This is a genomic window from Campylobacter lanienae NCTC 13004 (assembly GCF_002139935.1).
Classification (GTDB): Bacteria; Campylobacterota; Campylobacteria; order Campylobacterales; family Campylobacteraceae; genus Campylobacter; species Campylobacter lanienae.
Map to the genome: position 1 here is coordinate 678,402 of NZ_CP015578.1, position 24,681 is coordinate 703,082.

Genomic DNA, 24,681 nt, shown 5'->3' on the forward strand with positions numbered 1-24,681 from the left:
ATCAGCCTATAGTTTTTAAATAACCATTATCATTTAAGAATAGATATAGCTCGCCTAATATATGTTTTTTTTGTTTTTCATCTACTAGGGTTGAGTTTTCTATTCTCTCATTTAATGTATCTCTAATAGCGTGTATATCATAGTCTAAATCTTCTAATATATCCATAACAGATTGTGATTCTAAGATATTTTTTATCTCATAATTTCCATTTTCATCAAATACAATGGTCGCTTCAGTAGGATGGGTAAAGAGATTATGCTTCATCCCAAGCACCTCTTGATAAGCCCCAACTAGGAAAAAACCTAAAAAATACTCCTCTTTTTCTAAATCCACATCGTGTAAAAATAGCGGATTTTGCGTCGCATCAAAGCTGATTTCACCATCGCTATCGCAAGTTATATCCCATATAGAAGCAGACAGAGTAGGGCGCTCATCAAGTCTATCAAGAGGCATTATAGGGAAGTTTTGCCCAAGACCCCAAAAGTCAGGCAGGCTTTGAAACATAGAGAAATTCACTAGATATCTCTCTTGAACCTCTTCTTGAATTTTTAAAAGCTCGGCGTAATTTTGCTTGTTGCCTAAAAGTGAGATCGCTTTTTTCATAATTAAATGGACTAAAATTTCGCTATTTGATCTATCTTGGAGATCTACATACCCCAAATCAAATAGCGTCAAAACACTCTCCATATGATCAATTGCATCATGGAGATACTCTATAGCATTGCTTGGTTTGATACTTCTATATAGATCATATAATTCGCTAATTAATGGTGGATTATTCTCTTTTAATATTAGCTTCTCTTCTGTGTATTCTTGGCTAAATAGCTCAAGCACAGGAGCTACTAAGACAGAGTGAAAAGCGGCGATATATCTACCACTTTCTATGAAGATATCAGGTTCTACTTCGTTTTTTTGATTTGCTATGGTTTTGAGTAAGAATACAACATCGTTTGCATACTCTTTGAGTGTGTAATTTCTACTTGGATTATCTTTAAATTGTGAGTATTCAATAGCTAAGCCACCGCCTAAATTTATAGCTTTTAGAGATTTTGCGCCCATTTTGCGAAGTTCTGCGTATATATTTCCAGCTTCTATAAGGGCTTTTTTGAGTGGGTGAATTTCATCTATTTGACTTCCGATATGAAAATGTATCATTGTAAATTGCTCTATTAGATCATTTTCTTTTAGCAAATTTACTGCTTCAATAAGCTCTGTTGATGTTAAGCCAAATTTGGAATTTATCCCGCCACTTTTAGCCCAAACGCCAGTTCCACTACTATGAAGTCTGATTCTAAGGCCGATATTTGGCTTTGGTTTAAATCTCTCTTTGGCAGTTGAGATTATCGATTTTAGCTCATTTAAACCCTCGATAGTAAGAGTGATATTATGCCCCATTTCAGCAGCGATAAATCCAATATCGATCAGCTCATTATCTTTAAATCCATTTACGGTAATTGGTGCTCCATAGTTGTTATAAGCCATCGCTAGTAGCAACTCAGCCTTTGAGCCAGCCTCTAAGCCATAGCCGTAGCTTTCGCCAATTTTTACTAGATTTTCTACAAAGCCCGGATATTGATTTACCTTAAGTGGATAGACAGCATTAAAGCTTCCGCTATAGCCAAATTCCTTTTTTGCTCTTTCAAAGCTAGAATATACTTGGACGATTTGCTTTTTAATCAAGTGAGGAAATCTAAGAAGCAAAGGCCCTCTATATCCATCATCTCTAATCTCTTTGACTATATCTATTAATGCTGGTTTTAAATCGGTATTTAAGCAGACTTTTCCGCTCTCTACTATAAAATTTGAATCCCCCCACAGACTAAGTCCATAATCATTTGTCATATTTCACTCTCCAAATTCGCTATAGATATGCGTTTTTCATCTTGGTTTTTTAAATTTTTATACCAAATTTGATTTTGACTAAACTCATCATCACCAAGACATAAAAATATCTCAAATCCCTTTTTATCGGCTATATTTAGATGCTTATTTGGGCTTTTGGCTTCATATGAAATTTCGGTTATATATCTTTTTCTTAGAGTTTGAGCGATTTTGTAAATTTCATCAATTAAATTTGGATTTAAAGCACAGATATAGATACCTTGACGGGTATTTTGCGACTCTTTTTGCTTTAAAATCTCCATAACTCTCTCAATACCCATAGCCCAGCCAACTGCTGGAGTAGGCTTGCCATCTAGATATTCACAGAGTTTATCATATCTACCGCCACCTGCTACGGCACTTTGAGAGCCGATCTCATCACTGATAAACTCAAAAGCACTCTTAGAATAGTAGTCTAATCCTCGCACCAATTTAGGGTCTATCTCAAATTCAACCCCATTTGCTCTTAAAATCTCTTGAAGTTTATTAAACTCATCTTGACAAATTTGATTTAGGTTATCTGTGATTAATGGTGCTGTTTTTAAGATATTTTGGCAATTTTCATTCTTACAATCAAGTATTCTAATAGGATTGGTTTTTAACCTTCTTAAGCAGTCTTGGCATAGATTTTCTTGGTTTGAGCTGATGAATTTAACTAATTTTTCTTTATAAAGCGGCATACACTCAGTGTCGCCTAAAGAGTTGATCTTAAGCCTTGTTTTGATACCTAAATTTTGTAAAATTTCATTTAACATTAAGATTACAGAGGCATCTTCATAAACGCTAGCTTCGCCAAAGCACTCTACGCCAAATTGATGAAACTCTCTCAAACGCCCACGCTGCGGCCGCTCATACCTAAACATACTACCATAGTAAAAGTATCTTCTCACCCCGCCAGCTCTATCAAATTTAGCCTCTATAAAAGCTCTTAAAACCCCAGCAGTTCCTTCAGGGCGAAGGCAGACATCATTGCCACTTTTATCTGTGAATTGATACATCTCTTTACCGACTATATCGCTACTTTGTCCTACGCTTCTTTTAAATAGTATTGTCTCTTCTAGCTTTGGTGTTTCGCAAAATTTATAACCATAATTTTTCACCACACTTTGGCAGGTATCAATAATAAAGTTATATATTTCACCATCATTTTCAAGTAAATCTTTCATCCCACGAAGAGCATTTATCATATAAATTTCCTTATTTTATCTTGTATTATCTCTGGTTTTAGTGATGCGTCTATCTCTAATAGATCAAATTTTAAATCGGTGAGTATTATACTCATAAATTCTTGAACTCTCATTAAATACTCAATTCCACGGCTCTCAATATCATCGCTAGTAGCTCTATTAAATAGTCTTTGGCGGATTAGATCTTTACTAGCTTTTAAAAATACAAACTTATCCCCAAAATCCGAACAAAGAGCAAATTTATTTAGCTCAATTAGGGTTTTAATATCCAAATTATCATCATTTGCCATAGCATAGGCTAGACCTGATATAAAGCTTCTATCGCTTAGAATTAATTTATCATAATTTGGTTTTATAATCTTCTCATAATGCTCGGCACGATCTGCTAAAAATAGGAAAATTTCAGCTTTTTGAGAGATTTTGCTTGCGTTATTTATAAGGTATTGTCTAATCATCATCCCAAGCTCTGTACCACCTGGCTCTTTGGTGATTATGGCATCTGGATAGATCTGTTTTAGCATATTTATTTGAGTTGTTTTGCCAACTCCATCTACGCCTTCAAAATTAATTAGCATAGTATTCCTTTATTTTTTGATAGACTTTTATTGGGAGAAGTGAGCTAGCATCGCCATTGTGACGCAAAACTGATCTCACAATAGAGCTAGATATGAAGGCATTTTTAAGGCTCGGCATGAAATATACAGTTTCAAATTCATTCCACAAAGATACATTAGCATAGCCAATTTGTAGCTCATATTCAAAGTCACTTACCGCTCTTAAACCCCTTACAACCGTGTTTATATTTAAAGATTTAGCAAAATCTACTAAGAGATTATCAAATCCGATAACTTCAACGCTATTTAGATCATTTGTGGCGATTTTGGCTAATTCTATTCTTTGATTATAGTTAAAATATGGAGTTTTGCTCTCATTTAAAGCCACCGCTACAATCACTCTATCAAAGACATTGCTAGCACGCTTAATAACATCTAAATGGCCGTTTGTAATAGGATCGAAAGTCCCAGGATATATACAAGATTTCATCTTTACCTCTACTTTATTATAGCTTGATTTTTGCTTATTACTTGAGCTTTTAGGGTTTGATTATTTTGGTTTCTTACGCTTATAATTTCGCCTATATTTCCATCGCTTAGCGCTGTAACTAAAATTTCAACTTTTAAGGCTCCATCATTTATAATAGCTGATATTTTATCACCTTTTTTTATATCGCTTAGGGTTTTAAATTGACGATTATTTAGGATTTTGCCTCGTTTAATCTTGCTTTTGGTGATTAATTGGTGTTTTGGGAATTGGCTTAGGGCTTGTTTGTCATAATCTTTTAAATTTACAAATTTCTGCTCAAAATCACCTAAATTTAAGATATGATCTCTATTCATATCTCTTGTAGCTATTAATGCTGGAAGCTTAAAATCAATTTTGAATTTAAAAAATATACTCTTGCTACTCTCATTTGGCGTGATATATATCGCTCTAAATGTCCCGCTATTATCTCGCAAAGTAAGCAAGATAATCTCTTTTAATCTAAACTCATTAAAGTTGCTAGGAAGTTCATCTGGCCTATCTATGTTGATTGAATTTATCATCGCAGATGGATACTCAGCTTTGATAGTTTGATGAAGTCTATCTACTAAGGTATTACCAAAAAGTGGGATAAAAAGTATAAGAAGTAAAAAAATGGAGCGGGAAACGAGATTCGAACTCGCGACCCCAACCTTGGCAAGGTTGTGCTCTACCCCTGAGCTATTCCCGCATTTTGTAAAATTGAGACGGAATATTATCATATTTTTACCTATTTGTCAAGAGATTTTGTAAATTTTTATCTCTTGATTATCGCAAATTTCACTTTGACCGATATCAGAGATATATATAAAATTTGATAAAGATATTGGTTTTATCATGGAAGGGCTATAAATATTATTATTTGTAGCCCTAAATTCGCCATTATTTGCTTGGCCTATTACTATATTTGCCCTACTAGCTTTGAGTTTTAAGTTGCCTTTGAATTTGGCAATTTGCGACTCTAGCATATAGTTACTCCATCCAGCTACTCTCTTGATATATGGTATTACGGCGATATATGTTGCTAATAAACACGACATTGGATTGCCAGGTAATACAAAGATAAGTTTATTATCTTTTTTATAGCATTTTGTTGGTTTAGCTGGGCGTGCATCAATTGAGTTAAATAGTGGTTTGAAATCAAGCGAATTTAATACTTCACTCATATAGTCAGCCTCTCCTTTGCTAGCGCCACCGCTTGTGATGATGATATCATAATCCAAAGAGTTATTAATAGCTTCTTTTATGGATGAAAATTCATCTTTTAAAATCCCTTTATATTCACTTTTAAATCCATTTTGACTTAATGCTGATATAATCCCAAGGGCATTTGCGTTATATATGGATAATTCATCACACTCTCCCCACGGCTCATTTATCTCATCTCCACTGCTAAAAATAGCGATTCTAGGTTCTCTAAGCACCTTAATATAGCTAACTCCTTGAGCGGCTAATAGCATTATATTAGCCGGCGTTAGCATGGCACCCTTAACTAATAAAAGTTCGCCAGATTTTATCTCTTCGCCTTTTATTTTTCTAGCGTTATTTTTAGGAGTATCTTGTGAGACTATTAAATTTCCATTTTCATCAAAAGACTCATTTTCTATCATTACGACACTATCAGAGCCTTTAGGGAATGCTGCTCCGGTCATAATCTTATAACACTCATTTTTATTAATTTCATAGCTATTTTTATCTCCAGCTAAGATAATGCCTTTTATCTTAAGTGGATTTGCGATATCATCATAAGCAAAGGCATATCCATCTAGAGCAGAGTTATCAAAAGCCGGTAAGGACTTAGTAGCGATAATATCCTCAAAGAGCACTCGCCCAACGGCTAAATTAAGCGGTAAAATTTCACTACCATTTAGTGGCTTTAAATTTCTAGCAAATTCAAATATTTCATCAACTCTCATATCTTACTCTCTTAATCTTTTTATATCAGCTCCGATTGCCGTAAGCTTGGATTCTAAATTCTCATAACCTCTATCTAGGTGGTAAATTCGGTGAATTCTTGTGGTTCCGTTCGCTCTTAGGGCTGCTATGATGAGTGCTGAGCTAGCTCTTAAATCAGTCGCCATCACATCAGCGCCATTTAAACTGCCTCCAGTTATGGTAGCGATATGGCCATTTAGTTTTATATCAGCGCCCATGCGAGATAACTCACTAGCATGCATAAAACGATTTTCAAAAAGTCTCTCATCAATGCTAGATACGCCATCAGCGATAGATGCTAGAGCCATAAACTGCGCTTGCATATCGGTAGGGAAGCCGGGAAATTCGGTTGTGATGATATTACATGGTTTTAAATTGCCATCGCTAATTACTCTTATTGAATTTTGGCTAAGCTTACACTCAACTCCCATATCACAAAGCTTTGAAGTGATCGCTACTAGGTGATCGGGATTTATATTTTCTATTATAACATCCCCACCAGCAATCGCCACAGCGCACATATAAGTTCCAGCTTCTATTCTATCAGGTATTACTGTGATTTCATCTAAATTTATAAGATCTCTATTTGTTCCGTGTATTGTTAGCTCGCTTGTTGCGATGCCTTCTATTTTGACGCCATTTTGGTTTAAAATTTCACATAGTTGGACGACTTCGGGCTCTTTGGCTGCGTTAAATATCTTAGTAACTCCATTTGCTAAGGCCGCAGCCATTATGATGTTTTCAGTGCCTGTAACTGTGATCTTATCAAAAACGATATTAGCTCCATTTAATCCATCTTTGGCATCGGCTATCACATAGCCATCTTTTATCTCAATTTTAGCACCCATTTTCTCTAAAGCACTTAGATGTAAGTCAATTGGCCTAGCCCCAATAGCACACCCTCCAGGAAGCGAGACTTCACAATGGCCAAATCTAGCAAGTAGCGGCCCTAGGACTAAAATTGAAGCACGCATAGTGCGGACAATATCGTATGTCGCTTTTGTGGAGTTTATATCTGTGGTATCTATTTGTAGGGTTGAGTTTTTAAATTCAGCCTTAGCGCCTAAATTTTGTAGTAGTTTTATCAATGTTTTTATATCAGCAACTTGAGGTGTATTTTGGATTGTTACTCTATTTTTTGCTAAAATTGTCATAGCGATTATCGGCAAAGCGGCATTTTTGGCGCCACTAATTGTGATTTTGCCTTTTAAATTTGTTGATCTTTTGATTTGTAGATAATCCATATATATCACCTTGTGTAAAAAATAGTGATGGATTATACCAAAAATATGCTTATATAGTTATTTGGAATTTAAATTATATCAATAAAAGCTATGGCAAAGGCCATAGCTTATGAGCGAGATTTTTTCACTTCATCTGCGATTAAGAAGGCAAGCTCTAAGGCTTGATCGGCATTTAGCCTTGGGTCGCATTGAGTCTCATAACGACTAGCAAGAGCCTCTTGAGTTACCTTAAATGCTCCACCAGTACACTCTGTAACATCTTGACCTGTCATCTCTAAATGGACGCCCCCAGGTATGGTGCCACAAGCGTGATGGATATCAAAGAAGCTCTTAACCTCTCTTAAAACATTATCAAATTCACGAGTCTTATATCCATTTGACGCTTTTACCGTGTTGCCATGCATAGGATCAATACTCCATAAGATATTTAGGCCTTCGGATTTAATATCTTTTAAGATATTTGGCAAGCGACTCTCTATCTTATCAGCTCCCATTCTGATGATGATATTTAGGCGGCCATTTTCGTTATTTGGGTTTAGTTTGTTGGCTAATTTTATCACATCATCGGCTGTGGCATTTGGGCCGATTTTGCATCCGATTGGATTTTTAACTCCGCTTAAGAAATGGACATGAGCATCATCAACTCCTCTAGTTCTCTCACCTATCCAAAGCATGTGAGCAGAGCAGTCATACCAATCTCCGCTTAAACTATCAACCCTTGTAAGAGCCTCTTCGTATGGAAGTAAAAGTGCTTCGTGAGAAGTGTATAATTTGGTTTCACTTAGTGTTGGGGTATTAGAAGTTGTAACCCCACAAGCCTCCATAAATTTAAGAGCATTTGTAAGCTCAGAAGCGAGTTTTTCGAATTTTTCATCTAATTCACTTCGCTTTACAAATCCTAAATTCCATCTATGAACTTCGTGTAAATTAGCCAATCCACCTCGTGAAAATGCCCTTAGAAGATTTAGCGTAGATGCGCTTTGATAGTAGGCATCTATCATTCTTTTAGGATCTGGGACTCTAGCTGATTCATTAAATTCAAATCCATTTATGATATCGCCTCTATAGCTAGGGAGCTTAACCCCATTTATCTCTTCATAATCGCTACTTCTAGGTTTGGCAAATTGACCCGCTACACGACCGACCTTGACTACAGGACAGCCACCAGCGAAGGTAAGGACAATCGCCATTTGTAATATAATCTTAAACATATCACGGATATTTACCGCATTAAAGTTAGCAAAACTCTCAGCGCAATCTCCACCTTGAAGTAAAAAGCCATGGCCTTGAGTGACCTTAGCTAGCTCATCTTTGAGATTTCTAACCTCACCTGCAAATACAAGTGGTGGGAGTTTGCTAAGCTTATCTTCGAACTCTCTAAGCTTGTTAGTATCAGGATACACCGGTTGTTGTAAAATATTATAATCTCTCCAACTATCTTTATTCCATTTGCTCATTTTTAACCTTTTGAATTTCTATAAAATGCGTGATTATAGCCAAATAAATCTTAAATTCTAGCAAATTTAGGATTTTACTAGATAAAATTGGATAGAATCACCAAAATAAATTTTAAGGAAAAATATGAAAAAATTTATATTGATATTTGCTCTTATATTTTTTGTTGGTTGTATGCAAAATACCACAAATGTAGGCCGCTCAGAGGTTGATAGAACGCAGCTAATGCTGATATCTAGCGATGAGATAAATGAAGCATCTGCTAAAGCTTATGGCGAGGTGATACAAAAAGCAAAAGCGTCAAATACTCTAAATAAAGACCCAAATCTTACAAATAGGGTTAAAAATATCTCAAATAGATTAATTGCTAAAACTTCATATTTTAGACAAGATAGCACAAAGTGGGATTGGGAGGTAAATGTAATTACGAGTGATACTATCAATGCTTGGTGTATGGCTGGTGGCAAGATAGCTGTATATACAGGGATTATAGAGAAGTTGAATTTAAATGATGATGAGATAGCATTTATCCTAGCTCACGAGATTGCTCACGCCTTAAGAGAGCATGTAAGAGAGCAACAAAGCCAAGAGATGATAAAGAGTGGATTAATCAATGTAGCTTCGGTTTTTGGGGTGGATAATACTATTTTAGGAGTTGCAAATTTGGCTGCTAATGTGGGGATATCTCTGCCTTTTAGCCGTTCGCATGAGAATGAGAGCGATGAAATAGGGCTAGAGCTTGCGTATATGGCGGGATTTAATCCAGATGGTGCAGCGTCATTATGGACGAAGATGCAAGAGCATTCAGGTGATGGTGGATTGGAGTTTTTAAGCACTCACCCAAGTCATGAAAATAGGATAAAAAATTTACAGGCCCTAGCAGCCAAGCTAAAAGCTAGTAGTTGATTTAGCCTATTATTTAGCCTATTATTTGGGCTATGCTTTGGGCTTGTTTTAGAGTCATATCTCTTTTTATTTGGTAGTTTATAGCACCATTTTGACTGATTATAACAATGGTTGAGCCTAGCTCAAAATTGCCTATGTGTTCGCCTTTTTTTAAGCTTAAATTATTGTAATTATAAAAAGCGGGAGATAAATTTGAATTGGTGCTAACTCTTGGTTCAAAATCAAATTTCATCTTTCCTACATTTAAAGCGCCTACAAATACCATCCAGATTAATTTATCATTAGCTAATCTTGCTTTTAATACCACTCTTTCATTTCTAGCGTATAGATTATCATGCTTTAAAAGGGCGCTTTTAGCTACGCTAAAAAGCGTTCCAGGGGTGTAGTTTAGACTTATAATTTCCATATCGCAAGGTGCGTGATAGTGATGGTAATCTCGTGGTGATAGATAGATATTTAGATAGTCAAACTCACCATCTAACTCGCCTTTTTCAAGAGATTTACCTAGTAGCTCATCTACGCTATAGCTTTTGGATTTGATGCTATAAGCTTTTAGATTATCACCTTTTTGACACTCAAAGCACAATCCATCACTTGGTGAAACAAATCCATCACCAAGTGCTCTTGGAGAGTTTAACCCTCTTGTAAATAGGGCGTTTAAGCTATCATAGCTACCAATTGGATTAAACTCACTCATATCTATTTGAAATTTTTTAACATACCAGTTATTTATAGCATTTTGAAGTAATTTTGGGAATTTATAGTGTGCTATTAGGCCAAAGTAGTTTGAAAATTTATTATAATCCATATTAATCTCCTAAAAGCTTTAAATATACTATTTCGCTATTTGATCCAACTCTAAAAGGTGGCCCCCAAAGTCCAGCACCACTGCTAACTAGTAGCTTCATATCGTCAGTGATATTGTATAGTCCATAGATATATTTTTGGTTTAGCCAAACTAAAATTGAAAATGGAAATATCTGTCCGCCGTGAGTGTGACCTGAAATGGCTAGATCTACGCTATTTTGTAGATAGCTTAAAGATCTAGGCTGATGAGTTAGTAAAATTGTAGGTAAATTTGGATCTATATCGCTCATAGCTTTGGTAAAATCTGGCTTGAATTTATCCATTTTAAGGCCAGCCATATCATAGACGCCGGCTAAATTTATATCTGCTACTACAACGCTTTCATTTTCTAAAACTTTAATTCCAATAGATTTAAACTTATCAATCAAGCCCTCTATTCCATGATAATACTCGTGATTTCCAACTACCATAAAGGTGCCAAATCTGCTCTTAACATCCTTTAAAGGATCTAAGAAATCACCCAATTCATCACTATTTAAATCTACCAAATCACCCACTATCAAAAGGGCGTCTGGATTTAATAAATTTATCTTATCTACTAGTGAGCTCATATAATCTTTTTGAAAAAACTCGCCGATATGAACATCGCTGATTACGACTAAATTCATAGGGTTTTTAAGATTTTTTATTTTTACATTATACTCAGTGATAATGGTGTTGAAATTGGCATTATAAGCACCAATTATTATATATAAAGCAAAGCCAAGAATCACACAGATATCAAGTATAAACTTAGCTATTTTTTGGCTATTTTTTTTAAGCTTTTTAATAAAATATAAGACCAAATGAAAAGGCAAAATAGTACAAAATAGCATAAAGCTTATGCCAATAGATATGATCGATATCTGATATATAGGCTGTGGGAGCGGGGCGCTTTTAATAGCGATAAAATAGGCTATTTCAAATATAAATATAGTTATGAAAAATATCCTTAAAATCCATTTAAATTTAGATATTAAGCTATTTTTAAACCACCAATAACTATATAAATTCATACCAAAAAATATTATTGTAGATAAAGGGATGAATATATATGGACTCATTTTTTACCTTGATTTAGAATAAAATTATTTTAGATAACGCTATTTATCTGATGATATAGTGAGAGAATTTCATCTCTTTTTGTGATAAAGCTATTTTTGTTAGCGATTAGATGAGCGCTACTGTGCATTATCTCTTGGGCGACTTTTAGGCCATTTTGTTTCATTGTAGTTCCTGTCTCTACTATATCTACTATCGCATCGCTAAGCCCTACAATTGGCGCTAACTCAATAGAGCCATATAGCTTGATGATTTTAACCGCAATTGCTTTTTGGTCAAAATAGCTTTTGGTTATATTTGGCATTTTGGTTGCGATTTTTAGCTCTGGTTTTGTGTAATCTAGCTCTTGATTTTCTCTAATTCCGATACATACTCTACACTTCCCAAGCCCAAGATCAAGTAGCCTAAGCACATCGCATCTATGTTCTTCTAATACATCAAGTCCGACTACACCGATATCAGCAGCTCCTTCGGTGATATAAGTTGGGATATCTTGATTTCGCACCATTAGAAATTTAAATTCACCCTTTGTCATAATGAGTTTTCTATCTTCAAATTTAAACTCACTTCCAAAAATTTTGCTAAAAATTTCTAAAGTCTGCTCAGCAATTCTACCCTTTGGTAATGCTACACTTAGCATAAAATCTCCTTGTTTTCATTTATCGCTCTTTGCATACCACGAAATATTAGCATTCTATCATAGATAGCTTGAGAGAAAAACTTAGATAAAAACTCCCCATCTCCGCCGGTGAGATATATGGATTTTCCACGAGAGAATTCGTTAATTAGGCTAACTATTGGCTTGATTATCCCATAGCTAATGGCATCTTGCGTGTGTTGCGGTAAGCACTCTAAGTCAATTTGCGAATTTAAAGGCAAATTTAGGCGAGAAGAGATATTTTTAAGTGTTGATAGTGATGTTGTGATACCAGGCATAATAAATCCACCTATATGGCAGCCATTTGCCATCAGATCAAGTGTAATAGCACTTCCAGCATCGACTATAAGCCCACTATTGACAGCGTAGCACGCAGCGGCTCTATCTACACCTAAGCCAATATATGTGCTATTTAGTTTAATATATGGTTCAATGTTGATAAATAGAGGATCTTGTAGCTTTGAATTTGCCTTGTCATTGACATTTATATAGTATATCTTCTCTTGTGGTTTATATAGATTAAACTCATCAATGGTTAAATTCCAAATTTTCCTACCGTCAAAAAAAGTGGCATTTGTATTGCCGATATCACATAAAGTCATAAAATTTCCAATCTAAATTTGATTTTAACACCTTTGAGCATATTGGTGAGTTGTAAAATAGGGTGAATTTGACTATATTGGTATCAAATTTGCTCTTTACAAGTTCAATTATTTTTTTTAACTCTTCAAGTTCTCTATTTACAAATCTACTTTTAGCATCCCTAAAAAATACTAAATTATAAAATCCATCTCCATCAACACCCAAAAATAGCTGATAATTACGCTTTTTACTAAATTCTTTGATATCAAGGGTTTTTAGATTTTTAAGCAAAATTCTGTTTTGGTTAAAAATATTACAAATTCTATTATCCATTATTTTAATTCTAATATCTCATTATCATAATAAAAGGCCTCTAAACCCATAAAACTTTTGTTATCAATCTTAGAATCAAGCTCTATAATCTCAAGATTATCTAAATTCAGATCAGTAACAAACATATATCCAGTTTTTTCAATTATATATAGTTTATCATTTTTTGGGATAACTCCTGAAAATATAGCAAATTTGAAATTTCTATTGCCAAGTTTGTTTAACTCTAAATCCAAAATTTCAACCATACCATCTTTTAAAAATAGATAAATTTTACCAGAGTAAAGTAACACATCTTTAATCTGCCCATCGTAGTGTTTTACCCCTTGTGGTGAGATCGCCATTAGCTTTGTAGCACTCGCTGCAAACATTTTATCACCAATTAGATCAAGAAATATTATATTGTTAAAAAACGGCTCACTGCTAACTATAGCATCCCTTAAAATACGCCCATTAGCTCTATCTACTATCATAATCTTTCCATCTAGTGTTGGATATACTATAATGGAGTTTAAAAATACTGGATTTGCCATCTTAACATCTATAGCATAAGCTGGTGAGATATTATACTCTAAGAGCAATTCATCGCTTATCATATCGATTAGATATATAGTGTTATTAGCGCTAAGTGTTGCAAGATAGTTATCGCTGATAGAGGCTGAGACTATGCGAGCATCAAATTTGGTTGTGTAATACTCATCTTGATCTACTAAAACTCTAAATTTGCCATCTATGCTAGATATTAATAATTTATTTTGATACTCACCAAGAAAATTATCATTTTTGCTTAAATCCAACTCTACAATTTTACCATTTTTAAGCAGTATGCTACCATCTTTTAATACGGCACCATATTTGCTAGATTGGTCTATAGAAGAGCTTAAAGAGCTATCAAAACTCATATTTTTAGATATAAACTCAGGTTCATAATACTCCCTTTTAGTAGAGCAACCAGCAAGTATAAATATAGTTAAAATTGATAAAATAGATATTTTAAAATTCATATTATTTCCCTTGATAGTGTTCTAAATTTTTAGCTATTGATTGTAGTGGCGAATTTAGTGGAATTTTGGCAAATTCGCTCTTTGCTTCATCAATTTTATTATCTTTTAATAAGGCATAGCCATCCAATAAATAGTTGTAATTTGATAAAATTTTAGCTGATTTATTGCCTTTTAAATTTTGTAAAATCTCTTTTAAAAGCGGATCAATATCCAAAGCCATAGCCTCATCTATAAGGGTAGTTGAGTTAGAGTCATTTGCTGTTTTTATCGCAAAAAGCGCAAATAAAGATGGGTTTTTAGTTATTAAAAGCTCTTTGGATTTACTATCATTTGGGTTGTTTATTAAGCTATTATAGGCTCTATTTAGCTCTGCTTTTGCCGATTGCTCTACAGCATTTGAAACACCATATCCTATGATAGCAATTATCAATACAATAGATATAATGATAAAAAATTTCTTATTTTTTCTAAAAAATCTTTCGCCTTTTATAGCACTTTCTAAAAACTGCTCTTGAGAGCTTATCTCGCTTTTTATATAATTAATGTTATCTTTAACTGCCAAAGTAAAATCCTTAAAATAAAAAATGCGATAATTTTATCATAAACTTTCTTAAATATAACAAATAAATGCCAATTATTAAAAACTGATAAATATTGATAATCTATATCTAAGAAAACTTATGTTATAATCATCGCCAAAATTTAAATTTGAGAAGTAGAAGAGTAGAGTTATGTATATTGATGATAAAATGCTTGAAAAATTAGAGAAATTAAGCGCATTAAAAATCCCTGATGATAAGCGAGAAGAGTTTAAAGAGCAACTTAGCAAAATTGTAGATTTTGTCGAGGTTTTAAATGAGTTAAATTTGGATAATTTAGAAGCAACTATAAGTCCTGTGAGCGGTGGAACCTTGCTTCGTGATGATGAACCTGTAAAAAGCGATGTTATAGATATAATTTTAGAAAATGCCCCACAAAAACAGGGTAGAAGCTTTGAAGTGCCAAAGATAATTGAGTAGATTATGGGCATTAGAGCTTTATTGGATTTAGTCTTAGATAAAAAGGCTAGCGATCTACATTTAGTGGCTAGGAGCACACCTAAGATTAGAGTCGATGGCGAGCTGATATCTACAGGTAGTGCTATTTTAACCTCAAATGATATAGAAGAGATCTGCTTGCCTTTGCTTGATGAAGAACAAAAGATTGAGCTAAAATCTGCTAAAGAGCTGGATTTTATAGTAGATACTCCTAAAAATGGAAGATTTCGTGCTAACTATTATCTCACTATGAATGGCGAGCTTTCGGCTGCTTTTCGTATGATACCGCTTGAGACGCCTACGCTAGATGATATATGTGCTCCAGATATATTTTTTGATCTTGCTAAAAAACAAAAAGGGTTGATATTAGTAACAGGTGCTACTGGAAGTGGTAAAAGCACGACTTTAGCAGCTATCTTAAATGAGATAAATCAAAATCAAAATAGACATATCATAACTATTGAAGATCCGGTGGAATTTATCCACACAAGCAAAAAATCTCTATTTTCACATAGAAATGTTGGAAGCGATACAAACTCATTTTCAAGAGCGTTAAAATACGCCCTAAGGCAAGATCCCGATGTTATTTTAGTTGGTGAAATGAGAGACAAAGAGACTATGTCTATGACGATTGAAGCGGCTCAAACTGGCCATTTGGTGCTTGCGACCTTGCACACAAATTCGGCTATAAGCTCTATAGATAGGATTATAGATAGCTTTGGAGAGGGTGATCAATCATATATTAGAAGCTCTTTATCTTCATCGCTCATAGCGGTGATATCGCAAAATTTATTACCAAAAATTGGTGGCGGTAGGGTGGCTCTTTATGAAATTATGTTAAATAATATAGCAATATCAAATTTGATAAGAGAGGGCAAAACTCATCAAATCATCTCTCAAATGCAAATTGGTAGCTCTCAAAGTGGTATGAGAGTGATGGCAAATGAAATTCAAAAAGCACTAAATGAAAATATCATCACAAAAGAGATTGCGATGCAATTTGGTGCCCAAAATTTAAATTTAATGGAGCAAAATTAATGGATTTTATTACTTGGTTTGATATTATTGTGATAGCTGTTGTGGTTATTTTAGGTATTAAGGGTGTTATCAATGGACTTATCAAAGAGATATTTGGATTGATTGGTATCATCGGCGGGGTGATTGTAGCTAGTAGAAATGCGAATTTAGTAGGAGAGCAAATCAGCCTTTATCTATATCAGCTTAGCGATTCAGCGGAGTTTTTCTTTGGATTTTTACTTACATTAATTATATTTTGGTTTGTATGTTTGCTTCTTGGTAATCTTTTGTCTAAAATGTTAAAAATGAGTGGGCTTGGATTTGTAGATAGATTGCTAGGATTTTTTGTAGGAGCTGCTAAGATATTTTTAGTTCTTGCGATTTTGTTTGCTATTGTCTCTAAAATTTCAGTATTAAATCAAAAAATATCACCATATTTTCAAGGCAGTAAGGTCTATCCGATCCTTTTAGCTGCTGGGGAATTCATAATGGCTATGGATATGAGTGGAATTCAAAAAAGCGTGGATAACACGCAAGAGATTGTGCCTGAAATTTTAGATGATAATCAAACTATTGAACAAAATTTAACCAAGGTGGAAGAATGATAGAAAATATTGAATACGATGCTTTGCTAGAGCGTTTTAAGCGTGTATTGCGAGATAATGGGTTGAAATATACCAAGCAGCGTGAAGTGCTTCTACAAACACTATATAATAATAGCGAGCATTTTACTCCCGAGCAGTTATATCTATATATCAAAGAGCGTCATCCAGGTTTAAATGTAGGTATAGCAACTGTTTATAGAAGCTTAAATTTGCTTGAAGAATCAGGTATGGTAACATCTATTAGCTTTGGGGCTCAAGGCAAAAAATTTGAACTAGCTAACAAACCTCACCACGATCATATAATCTGTAGGCAGTGTGGGGTGATAGTCGAATTTGAAGATCAAGTGATAGAAAAACGCCAATTAACCATAGCTAAAGATAATGGCTTTAAGCTCACAGGCCACATAATGCAGCTTTATGGAGTTTGTAGTGAGTGTAATAAACAAAAAATAAAAGGAATTTAGTTGATTTTTGATAATGAATTAGAGCAAACTCGTTTAGCTAAGGCTGATGAGTTAAGACAGATGGGCGTGAGTCCATATCCGCATTTTTTGAAACGAGAGTTAAAAATATCTGAATTTAAGAGTGAATTTGGCTATATAAAAGATCTGCCCCAAAGCGAGAGAAAAGCTACCAAAGAAGTTACGATGGCTGGTAGAATAAAACTAAAAAGAGTAGCTGGGAAATCAACATTTGCCAATATAGAAGATGAGAGCGATAATATCCAAATTTATTACTCATTAGCTAGTATAGGCGAGGAGGATTATGCTAAATTCAAAAAAAATCTTGAAGTTGGTGATATAATTCTTGTTAAAGGCTATGCTTTTATCACCCAAACGGGCGAATTTAGCCTACATGCAAGCCATATCACTCTTGCTACTAAGGCCATATCGCCACTACCTGAGAAATTTCACGGACTAACTGATATTGAGATTAGGTATAGACAGAGATATCTAGATATGATTATGAATAGAGATGTTAGGGATGATTTTCTTAAGCGTTCAATCATCATTAGCACTATTAGAAGGTTTTTTGAAGAGCGTGGATTTTTAGAAGTTGAGACTCCTATGATGCATCCAATAGCAGGCGGGGCTAATGCCAAGCCATTTATCACTCATCATAATGCATTAGGCGTAGATAGATATCTTAAAATCGCCCCAGAGCTTTATCTCAAAAGACTTATCGTAGGTGGTATGGAAGCGGTATTTGAGATGAATCGTTGCTTTAGAAATGAAGGGATGGATCTTACTCATAATCCTGAATTTACTAGTATTGAGTTTTATTGGGCGTGGCATGACTATTTTGAGGCTATGGATCTAACAGAAGAGCTTTTTGCTACATTGTTAGATAGATTGAATTTAGATAAAGTTATTGAATTTGATGGTCAAAATATAGACTTTTCTAAGCCTTTTAGAAGGATTAAATATCTTGATGCGATAGTTGAAATAGGGGGTATCGATAGGGATATTATAAATAGTAAAGATAGAATTTTAGCCAAATTAAAAGAGGATAAATTTGAAGCTAATGATAAGCTTGATTTAGGTCATTTACAGGCTGAGCTTTTTGATAATTATGTTGAGAGCAAGCTTATAAATCCTACATTTATTACAGATTTTCCTATCTCTATCTCACCACTTTCAAGAAGAAGTGATGAAGATCCAGAAATAGCACAGAGATTTGAGCTATTTATAGCCGGCCGTGAGCTTGCAAATGCCTTTAATGAGCTAAATGATCCAATAGATCAATATAAGAGATTTGAGGCTCAAATACAGAGTAAAGATGCCGGCAATGATGAGGCACACGAGATGGATGAGGATTATTGCGTGGCTCTTGGTTATGGTATGCCACCAACTGTTGGTTGGGGTCTTGGTGTTGATAGATTAGTAATGCTATTATTAAACAAAAAATCAATTCGTGATGTTATATTATTTCCAGCTATGAAACCAAAAAATTAAGGAGTTAAGGTATGAATTTAGAAAATTTTGATAAAGATATTTATGATCTTTTAAATAGTGAGCTTAAGCGTCAATGCGATCATTTGGAGATGATTGCTAGTGAGAATTTCACATATCCTGAAGTTATGGAAGTTATGGGTTCTATTTTGACTAATAAATATGCCGAAGGGTATCCTGGTAAGAGATATTATGGTGGTTGTGAATTTGTAGATGAGATAGAGCAGATTGCTATTGATAGATGCAAAAAGCTCTTTGGTTGTGAATTTGCTAATGTTCAGCCAAATAGCGGTAGCCAAGCAAATCAAGGTGTTTATGGTGCCTTTCTAAAGCCAGGTGATAAAATTTTAGGTATGGATTTAAGCCATGGTGGCCACTTAACTCATGGTGCTAAGGTTTCAAGCTCTGGTAAGTATTATGAGAGTTTCTTTTATGGTGTTGAGCTAGATGGTAGAATCAACTATGATAAGGTAGCCGATATTGCAAATATTGTTAAACCAAGGATGATAGTTTGCGGTGCGAGCGCCTATACTAGAGAGATAGATTTTAAGCGATTTAGAGAGATTGCTGATAGTGTAGGTGCGTATCTATTTGCTGATGTGGCGCACATAGCTGGGTTAGTTGTAGCTGGCGAGCATGCTCATCCATTTCCACATTGCCATGTAGTAAGCTCCACAACACACAAAACTCTAAGAGGCCCAAGAGGTGGTATCATCATGACAAACGATGAGGAATTTGCTAAAAAGATCAATAGCTCTATATTCCCAGGAATTCAAGGTGGGCCATTAATGCATGTTATAGCTGGCAAGGCTGTAGGCTTTAAGCATAATTTAAGCGATGAGTGGAAAGTATATGCCAAACAAGTCAAAGCAAATGCCAAAAAACTTGGTGAAGTTTTAATTAGCCGTGGATATAATCTAGTTAGTGGTGGGACAGATAATCATCTTGTTTTGGTTAGCTTTTTAGATAAAGATTTTAGCGGTAAAGATGCTGATATCGCTCTTGGCAATGCCGGAATCACAGTCAATAAAAACACAGTCCCAGGCGAAATTAGAAGTCCATTTATAACAAGCGGTATTAGGGTAGGTAGCCCAGCACTTACAGCAAGGGGTATGAAAGAGGGCGAATTTGAGTTGATAGCAAATCGCATTGCCGATGTATTAGATGATATAAATAATCTTGATAAACAACGCAAAATTGCAGCTGAATTAAAAGAGTTGGCTAATCAATTTATTATATATGATAAGGCGACATTCTAATGCAGCGTATGGATTTATCACTTATTAAGATGATTACAGATCATTACTATATCAAGCGTGATCTAACTGTGAAAAAGATTGAGTACAAGGGTAGATACTACTTCGATAAATTTGAAAGAGTAGATGAGCCGCTTAGTTTGTCTATACAAAGAGAGCACGAAGAGAAAAAGATAATCGTAGCACACTCTTTGGTAAATAGACTAAATAAAGTTGAAAATATTGTTTTTGACTATAATGGCAGAATGCCTGAACGCTTTTGGCATAGAGCTCAACTTATGCTAAGAGATGAAGGGTTTATAAATTTCACCGCTTATGAGAGTAAAACTCCGGGTCATCTACATCTATATATACATAAAGGCCACACAACCTTTATGGAAGGATGTCAAATAGCCAATAAGCTCTCAGTAATGCTATCTCAAAAGCTACCTCAAGAGTGGAGAATGTTTCCTACTATGGATATGCCATTAGAGTATAATATTTTGGCTTTACCATACGCTTTGTATCAAAAAGAGCGTGGTGCTAGTTGGTCAAAACATATGTAAAGGATAAATTATGGAAGAGAATAATAATTTACAAGATATATTGCTAGATAAAAACGAAGAAGAAAAATCAGGTGGTATGCGTAAAATTTTAATTGGCGTGGCGTTGCTAGTTATAATTTTCGTTCTTGTTTTGATTGTTATGAAGTTTTTAAATTCAGATGACAAGAAGAATAATAACGATATAGCTGATGCTCTTTTATTGCCTACTGAGTTGCCTACTACAAGTACTCCAACTAACAATACTTCAAATGAGCTTTTTGAGCAAGTGCCTATAGTGAGCGATACAACAAATTCTAAAGATAGTTTTGAGAATATAGTAAATGAGTATAAAAACGCTCAAGCTGCTATGGATACAACGATAGCGCCAGTATTGCCGCCGAAAGTAGAAGAGCCATTTGGCCCAGTTGAGCCAAAAGAGGTTAAAAAAGAGCCAGCAAAACAAGAAGTTGCTAAAAATTTAGAGCCTAAAAAGGTAGAGAGCAAAAAGCCAGAAGCCAAAAAACCAGAGACGACAAAACCAGAAGTTAAAAAAGCTGAAGCCAAAAAACCAGAAGCCAAAAAAGAGGCCACTAAAAAAGCTTCAACTCCAAATAGCACATCTTTGGCTAAAGGCTCATATATACAAGTCGCTTCGGTATCTAAATTAGACACAAATAGTGCTTTGATTAAAAAGATTGTAGCAAGTGGTTACAAATATAAAACACACAAAGTTGTGGTAAATGGCAATGAAGTTATTAAAATTCTAATTGGCCCATTTGGTGCTGATTTAGAATCTAATATGCAAAAAATTCGCCAAGATATATCAAATGGCGCCTTTGTGTATAGAGTCAAATAAGGATTTATGGTGAAGTATTTTGCTCTATTTGGAAATCCAGTATCTCACTCTATATCGCCTAGACTTCACAATATTGCTCTTCAAGGATTAGGTCAAAGAGGAGTGTATGGTAGGATTTTATTAGAGCAAGGTAGTGATATTATCACTAAGTTTAAAAAATATAATCTAACGGGAGCCAATATCACTATCCCTTTTAAAGAGTCTGTTTTGGCTGATTGTGATGAGCTAGATAGCATTGCAGCCGATATCGGCTCGATCAATACACTAGTTAGCAAAAAGGGCAAAATCAAGGGATATAACACAGATGCACCTGGATTTATGATGGCGATTGCTGAATTTGGTAAGATTGATAGAGCTTTGATATTAGGCGCTGGTGGAACTGCTAAGGCACTTTCATATATTTTACACACTAATGGTATTGAGATTGAAATTTTAAATCGTAGTGATAAAAGAGCTGAATTTATAAATTACAACTTCAATACCTATTCTAACTTTAAAGTTTCAAATTATGATTTAGTCATAAACACCACTTCAGCAGGGCTTTGCGGTGATGATCTTCCGTGTGATGAGATTGTTTTAAGAGAGATTTTATCCAATTCTAAATTTGCTTTTGATGTGATATATAATAGGCAAACCCCATTTTTGCGTATTGCTAATGATACGGGGCTTAAAATCAAAGATGGTAAAGATATGTTGCTTTATCAAGCGGTTTTAGCATTTAATCTATTTTATGATAATAAATTTGATGAGAGTAAAATAACAAAGCTAATGCGTGGAGCATTTGAGCTTTAAATTTCTCTTCTGTCTTTAATAGCCTTGGTGAGCGAGAGCATATCTACATTTTCTAAGCTTACGCCAGTTGGGATGCCTTGGGCGATCTTTGTAAAGCTAATACCAATATCTTTTAATTGATCTTCTATATATAGTATCACACCATCGCTATTTATGCTAGGGCTAAAAGCAAAAATTATCTCTTTAGAATCAAATTTGGCTATCATATCTTTTAGATTAGCTATGCTATTAACATCACTAAATACAAAATACAACCCATCAAATGAGTTAGAATCCTCAATAGTTAAAATATCTTTTGGGCTCTCTACAACGCATATAGTGGCTCTATTTCTGTTATTATCAGCACATATATCGCAGATCTCATTTTGGCTAATTCCGCCACAGATTTCGCAGTGCTTTAAGCTGTGGATTGAGCTTTCTATAGTGTGTGCTAAATTTAGACCAAAAAATGGATCTTGTAAGGCTATATAATATGCGTATTTTATAGCTGATTTTTTGCCTACACCGGGGATTTTGCCAAATGCTTCTACTAGTTTGTTGAATTGCTCAAGATTTTTCACTATTTTTAGATCCAAATTTGATACAAAACTCATGAAAACCATCTACATAATTATACTCTAAAGCAAATTTATGCATAGTACAAATATGCTCTATGATATAAAGCCCAAGCCCCATACCACTTGTTTTGGTATTATTATCCCTTATAAATGCTTGTTTATAATGATTGATAGAGTGATCGAGTGGTTTGCCATGGTTTCTTATATAGATTGCTTCGTTATCGCATTTTATGTATGCTTTTTTGTCATCAGAATATTTTAAAGCGTTGTCAATTAAATTTTTGATCGCAAGTGAAAATAGCTGAAAATCCACCATAAGTAGCGGATCATAGCTTAATTCTACCTTGACATTACTATCAAAATCATCTAATAGCATCATATCTTTAGCTTGATCTAGTATTAGGCTAAAGCGGTATTTGGCATAGTCTAGGCTATAGCTTTTGCTTAGTAGTTGTTCTATTTTGGCAAATTCATTGATTAATATATTTAGCCTTTCAAATATAGCTATTAAGCGATCTTTTTGCGTCTCATCTTCTAGCATTTCGCTGACGATTCTACCTTTGCCTATTGGGGTTTTTAGTTCATGCATAATTGTGCGCAAGAATAGTTGTCTAGACATTATAAGATCTTTAATCTTACAAGCTGCATTGTTAAATTCATAAGCCACTTCGCTAATCTCATCACTACCTTTGGTGAAATTAACCACGCAAACGCTATCCATATTTCCAGCAGCGAATTTGCGTATATCGCTCCTTAGCTTCTTAAGCGGGATTAAACTTCTAAAAATCGAAACATACAAGGAGATAAATAATGCCATAACGATTATAAAACTAGCTAATAAACTATCATTTCCACTATGTAAAGTGGATTCTAGAAGTATAGTTACGCTTTGGTTTTTAATGCGTAGATAGAGATTACTTTTATAGCTGATGGTATCTACCACTCCGATTAAAGTATCTACTCTATTGACTATCGTTCCATTATCAAAGATAGATTTTTGTAAATTTGCGTTTTTTACATAGGCTAGGTCAAAATTTTTAAAGTATCGCTCCCAATCTTCTGGCATATTGGATTTTTGGTATAGCGATAGTAGCCAACTAATAGAATTATAGTGATTTTCGCTAATTTTTCCTAGCAATCTCTCATTTTGTAGTTTAAAAAACATAAAAAATAGAGTGCAAATCACGATAAATCCAATAGCGAAAATTATCGTGATTTTGGTAGTTAGAGAGTATCTCATCCGACTAATTTATACCCTATACCACGAACTGAAAATATATGTTTAGGTGATTTGGAGTTATCGCCGATTTTGGTTCTTAAGCGACCTATTATAACATCTAAACTTTTAGAATCTTTATCTTTTAGGCTTTTGCAATGATATACTAATTGCTCTCTTGATACTGAAAAGCTATGCTGTTTGATTAGGTATTCTAAAATTTCATATTCGGCTGGTGTTAGTGTAAGTGGCGCTCCATTATATGATATTTCATGCCTTTTATCATCTACTTTAAATAGCGTATCTGTGACCTCTTCTTGGGTTTCATTGCTCTTTTTATAACGGCGGATTAAGCTTGTAATTCTAGCGTGCATCTCCTTTGGATCGTATGGCTTTGGCAAGTAGTCATCAGCCCCAATTTGAAGTCCAACAACTCTATCATTTACATCGCTTCTAGCTGAACTAATGATGATAGGGATATCATATTTTTCTCTAATCTCTTTACAAACTTCTAACCCATCCATACCTGGCAGCGTCAAATCCAATATCAAAAGATCATAATTTTTGATACCGGCACTAAGACCCAAATATGGATCTTCGTAATTTGTAACTTTGATATTAAATTTTATTAAATATTCAGATAAAATTTGAGCAAATTCCGGATCATCTTCTATCATTAATACATTTATCATATTTGG

The 24,681-nt window shown here is 34.5% G+C and carries 28 protein-coding genes and 1 tRNA gene; 10 read left to right on the forward strand and 19 right to left on the reverse strand.

Going from position 1 to position 24,681, the window contains the following annotated elements:
- Position 1 precedes the first annotated feature (1 nt).
- From speA to CLAN_RS03495, 9 genes are all read right to left on the reverse strand, one after another.
- Positions 2 to 1,843 (reverse strand): biosynthetic arginine decarboxylase, encoded by a 1,842-nt coding sequence (gene speA / locus CLAN_RS03455; RefSeq protein ID WP_096013329.1) that lies wholly within the window; start codon positions 1,841 to 1,843, stop codon positions 2 to 4.
- A complete protein-coding gene (gene hisS / locus CLAN_RS03460) occupies positions 1,840 to 3,069 on the reverse strand; it encodes a histidine--tRNA ligase (protein WP_096013328.1) in 1,230 nt (409 codons plus the stop codon). Before hisS ends, speA begins: the two co-directional genes overlap by 4 nt.
- A complete protein-coding gene (gene tmk / locus CLAN_RS03465; protein WP_096013327.1) occupies positions 3,066 to 3,644 on the reverse strand; it encodes a dTMP kinase in 579 nt (192 codons plus the stop codon). Before tmk ends, hisS begins: the two co-directional genes overlap by 4 nt.
- A complete protein-coding gene (gene coaD / locus CLAN_RS03470; protein ID WP_096013326.1) occupies positions 3,634 to 4,113 on the reverse strand; it encodes a pantetheine-phosphate adenylyltransferase in 480 nt (159 codons plus the stop codon). Before coaD ends, tmk begins: the two co-directional genes overlap by 11 nt.
- Positions 4,114 to 4,121: 8 nt before the next feature.
- Positions 4,122 to 4,673, reverse strand: a complete 552-nt coding sequence (gene flgA / locus CLAN_RS03475; protein WP_096013325.1) for a flagellar basal body P-ring formation chaperone FlgA — start codon at positions 4,671 to 4,673, stop codon at positions 4,122 to 4,124.
- A 92-nt stretch (positions 4,674 to 4,765) separates the two neighbouring features.
- Positions 4,766 to 4,840: transfer RNA gene (locus CLAN_RS03480), tRNA-Gly, on the reverse strand.
- Positions 4,841 to 4,886: 46 nt separating this feature from the next.
- Complete coding sequence (locus CLAN_RS03485; protein WP_100590598.1) at positions 4,887 to 6,065, reverse strand: molybdopterin molybdotransferase MoeA; 1,179 nt, start codon at positions 6,063 to 6,065, stop codon at positions 4,887 to 4,889.
- A gap of 3 nt (positions 6,066 to 6,068) precedes the next feature.
- Positions 6,069 to 7,328, reverse strand: coding sequence for a UDP-N-acetylglucosamine 1-carboxyvinyltransferase (gene murA / locus CLAN_RS03490; protein ID WP_100590599.1), 1,260 nt, complete (start codon positions 7,326 to 7,328; stop codon positions 6,069 to 6,071).
- 107 nt (positions 7,329 to 7,435) lie between these two features.
- The gene (locus CLAN_RS03495; protein ID WP_100590600.1) at positions 7,436 to 8,785 is read right to left on the reverse strand and encodes a class II 3-deoxy-7-phosphoheptulonate synthase; all 1,350 of its coding nucleotides are present in this window, start codon (positions 8,783 to 8,785) and stop codon (positions 7,436 to 7,438) included.
- Positions 8,786 to 8,909: 124 nt separating this feature from the next.
- On the opposite strand from CLAN_RS03495, the gene CLAN_RS03500 reads away from it, so the two are divergent.
- On the forward strand, positions 8,910 to 9,689 hold the full coding sequence (locus tag CLAN_RS03500; RefSeq protein WP_100590601.1) for a M48 family metallopeptidase: 780 nt from the start codon (positions 8,910 to 8,912) through the stop codon (positions 9,687 to 9,689).
- Between the two features lie 13 nt (positions 9,690 to 9,702).
- Here CLAN_RS03500 and CLAN_RS03505 read toward each other — a convergent pair whose 3' ends face one another.
- The 7 genes from CLAN_RS03505 to CLAN_RS03535 are packed head-to-tail and all read right to left on the reverse strand — an operon-like array spanning position 9,703 to position 14,733.
- Positions 9,703 to 10,497 (reverse strand): phosphatidylserine decarboxylase, encoded by a 795-nt coding sequence (locus tag CLAN_RS03505; RefSeq protein ID WP_096018027.1) that lies wholly within the window; start codon positions 10,495 to 10,497, stop codon positions 9,703 to 9,705.
- A 1-nt stretch (position 10,498) separates the two neighbouring features.
- A complete protein-coding gene (locus CLAN_RS03510) occupies positions 10,499 to 11,599 on the reverse strand; it encodes a metallophosphoesterase (RefSeq protein ID WP_100590602.1) in 1,101 nt (366 codons plus the stop codon).
- A gap of 29 nt (positions 11,600 to 11,628) precedes the next feature.
- Positions 11,629 to 12,237 (reverse strand): ATP phosphoribosyltransferase, encoded by a 609-nt coding sequence (hisG, locus tag CLAN_RS03515; protein ID WP_096013319.1) that lies wholly within the window; start codon positions 12,235 to 12,237, stop codon positions 11,629 to 11,631.
- Positions 12,231 to 12,857, reverse strand: a complete 627-nt coding sequence (locus tag CLAN_RS03520) for a type III pantothenate kinase (protein ID WP_096028955.1) — start codon at positions 12,855 to 12,857, stop codon at positions 12,231 to 12,233. The genes hisG and CLAN_RS03520 overlap by 7 nt, the downstream gene beginning before the upstream one ends.
- A complete protein-coding gene (locus CLAN_RS03525; RefSeq protein ID WP_096013317.1) occupies positions 12,844 to 13,170 on the reverse strand; it encodes a hypothetical protein in 327 nt (108 codons plus the stop codon). Before CLAN_RS03525 ends, CLAN_RS03520 begins: the two co-directional genes overlap by 14 nt.
- Entirely contained in the window at positions 13,170 to 14,171 is a 1,002-nt protein-coding gene (locus tag CLAN_RS03530) for an L-seryl-tRNA selenium transferase (protein ID WP_096016336.1), read from the reverse strand. Before CLAN_RS03530 ends, CLAN_RS03525 begins: the two co-directional genes overlap by 1 nt.
- Before the next feature lies 1 nt (position 14,172).
- On the reverse strand, positions 14,173 to 14,733 hold the full coding sequence (locus CLAN_RS03535) for a hypothetical protein (RefSeq protein ID WP_096016335.1): 561 nt from the start codon (positions 14,731 to 14,733) through the stop codon (positions 14,173 to 14,175).
- A 169-nt stretch (positions 14,734 to 14,902) separates the two neighbouring features.
- Here CLAN_RS03535 and gatC point away from each other — a divergent pair, with 169 nt between their 5' ends.
- Genes gatC through CLAN_RS03580 form a run of 9 tightly spaced genes read left to right on the forward strand, consistent with a single transcriptional unit; the run spans position 14,903 to position 22,210 of the window.
- A complete protein-coding gene (gene gatC / locus CLAN_RS03540) occupies positions 14,903 to 15,190 on the forward strand; it encodes an Asp-tRNA(Asn)/Glu-tRNA(Gln) amidotransferase subunit GatC (protein WP_096017142.1) in 288 nt (95 codons plus the stop codon).
- A 3-nt stretch (positions 15,191 to 15,193) separates the two neighbouring features.
- Positions 15,194 to 16,246 (forward strand): type IV pilus twitching motility protein PilT, encoded by a 1,053-nt coding sequence (locus tag CLAN_RS03545; protein WP_100590603.1) that lies wholly within the window; start codon positions 15,194 to 15,196, stop codon positions 16,244 to 16,246.
- Positions 16,246 to 16,830 carry a CvpA family protein gene (locus CLAN_RS03550; RefSeq protein ID WP_096013314.1) on the forward strand — a complete coding sequence of 195 codons (585 nt, stop codon included), beginning with the start codon at positions 16,246 to 16,248 and terminating at the stop codon, positions 16,828 to 16,830. The genes CLAN_RS03545 and CLAN_RS03550 overlap by 1 nt, the downstream gene beginning before the upstream one ends.
- Complete coding sequence (locus CLAN_RS03555) at positions 16,827 to 17,294, forward strand: Fur family transcriptional regulator (protein ID WP_096013313.1); 468 nt, start codon at positions 16,827 to 16,829, stop codon at positions 17,292 to 17,294. Before CLAN_RS03550 ends, CLAN_RS03555 begins: the two co-directional genes overlap by 4 nt.
- Positions 17,295 to 17,297: 3 nt before the next feature.
- A complete protein-coding gene (lysS, locus tag CLAN_RS03560; protein ID WP_232045884.1) occupies positions 17,298 to 18,785 on the forward strand; it encodes a lysine--tRNA ligase in 1,488 nt (495 codons plus the stop codon).
- An 11-nt stretch (positions 18,786 to 18,796) separates the two neighbouring features.
- Positions 18,797 to 20,041, forward strand: coding sequence for a serine hydroxymethyltransferase (locus tag CLAN_RS03565; protein ID WP_096013311.1), 1,245 nt, complete (start codon positions 18,797 to 18,799; stop codon positions 20,039 to 20,041).
- Complete coding sequence (locus tag CLAN_RS03570) at positions 20,041 to 20,583, forward strand: DUF1882 domain-containing protein (RefSeq protein ID WP_096013310.1); 543 nt, start codon at positions 20,041 to 20,043, stop codon at positions 20,581 to 20,583. The genes CLAN_RS03565 and CLAN_RS03570 overlap by 1 nt, the downstream gene beginning before the upstream one ends.
- A 10-nt stretch (positions 20,584 to 20,593) precedes the next feature.
- Entirely contained in the window at positions 20,594 to 21,418 is an 825-nt protein-coding gene (locus CLAN_RS03575) for an SPOR domain-containing protein (RefSeq protein ID WP_100590605.1), read from the forward strand.
- Between the two features lie 9 nt (positions 21,419 to 21,427).
- Positions 21,428 to 22,210 carry a shikimate dehydrogenase gene (locus CLAN_RS03580; RefSeq protein ID WP_100590606.1) on the forward strand — a complete coding sequence of 261 codons (783 nt, stop codon included), beginning with the start codon at positions 21,428 to 21,430 and terminating at the stop codon, positions 22,208 to 22,210.
- Here the strand turns inward: CLAN_RS03580 and recR are convergent.
- From recR to CLAN_RS03595, 3 genes are read right to left on the reverse strand one after another with little or no spacing between them, the layout of a single operon-like run.
- Positions 22,207 to 22,773 carry a recombination mediator RecR gene (recR, locus tag CLAN_RS03585; RefSeq protein WP_232045885.1) on the reverse strand — a complete coding sequence of 189 codons (567 nt, stop codon included), beginning with the start codon at positions 22,771 to 22,773 and terminating at the stop codon, positions 22,207 to 22,209. The two genes, CLAN_RS03580 and recR, sit on opposite strands and share 4 nt — an antisense overlap.
- Positions 22,757 to 24,007: an ArsS family sensor histidine kinase gene (locus CLAN_RS03590; RefSeq protein WP_096016329.1), complete on the reverse strand. Its 1,251-nt coding sequence runs from the start codon at positions 24,005 to 24,007 to the stop codon at positions 22,757 to 22,759. Before CLAN_RS03590 ends, recR begins: the two co-directional genes overlap by 17 nt.
- Entirely contained in the window at positions 24,004 to 24,675 is a 672-nt protein-coding gene (locus tag CLAN_RS03595; protein ID WP_086224376.1) for a response regulator transcription factor, read from the reverse strand. The genes CLAN_RS03590 and CLAN_RS03595 overlap by 4 nt, the downstream gene beginning before the upstream one ends.
- Between the last annotated feature and the right edge of the window lie 6 nt (positions 24,676 to 24,681).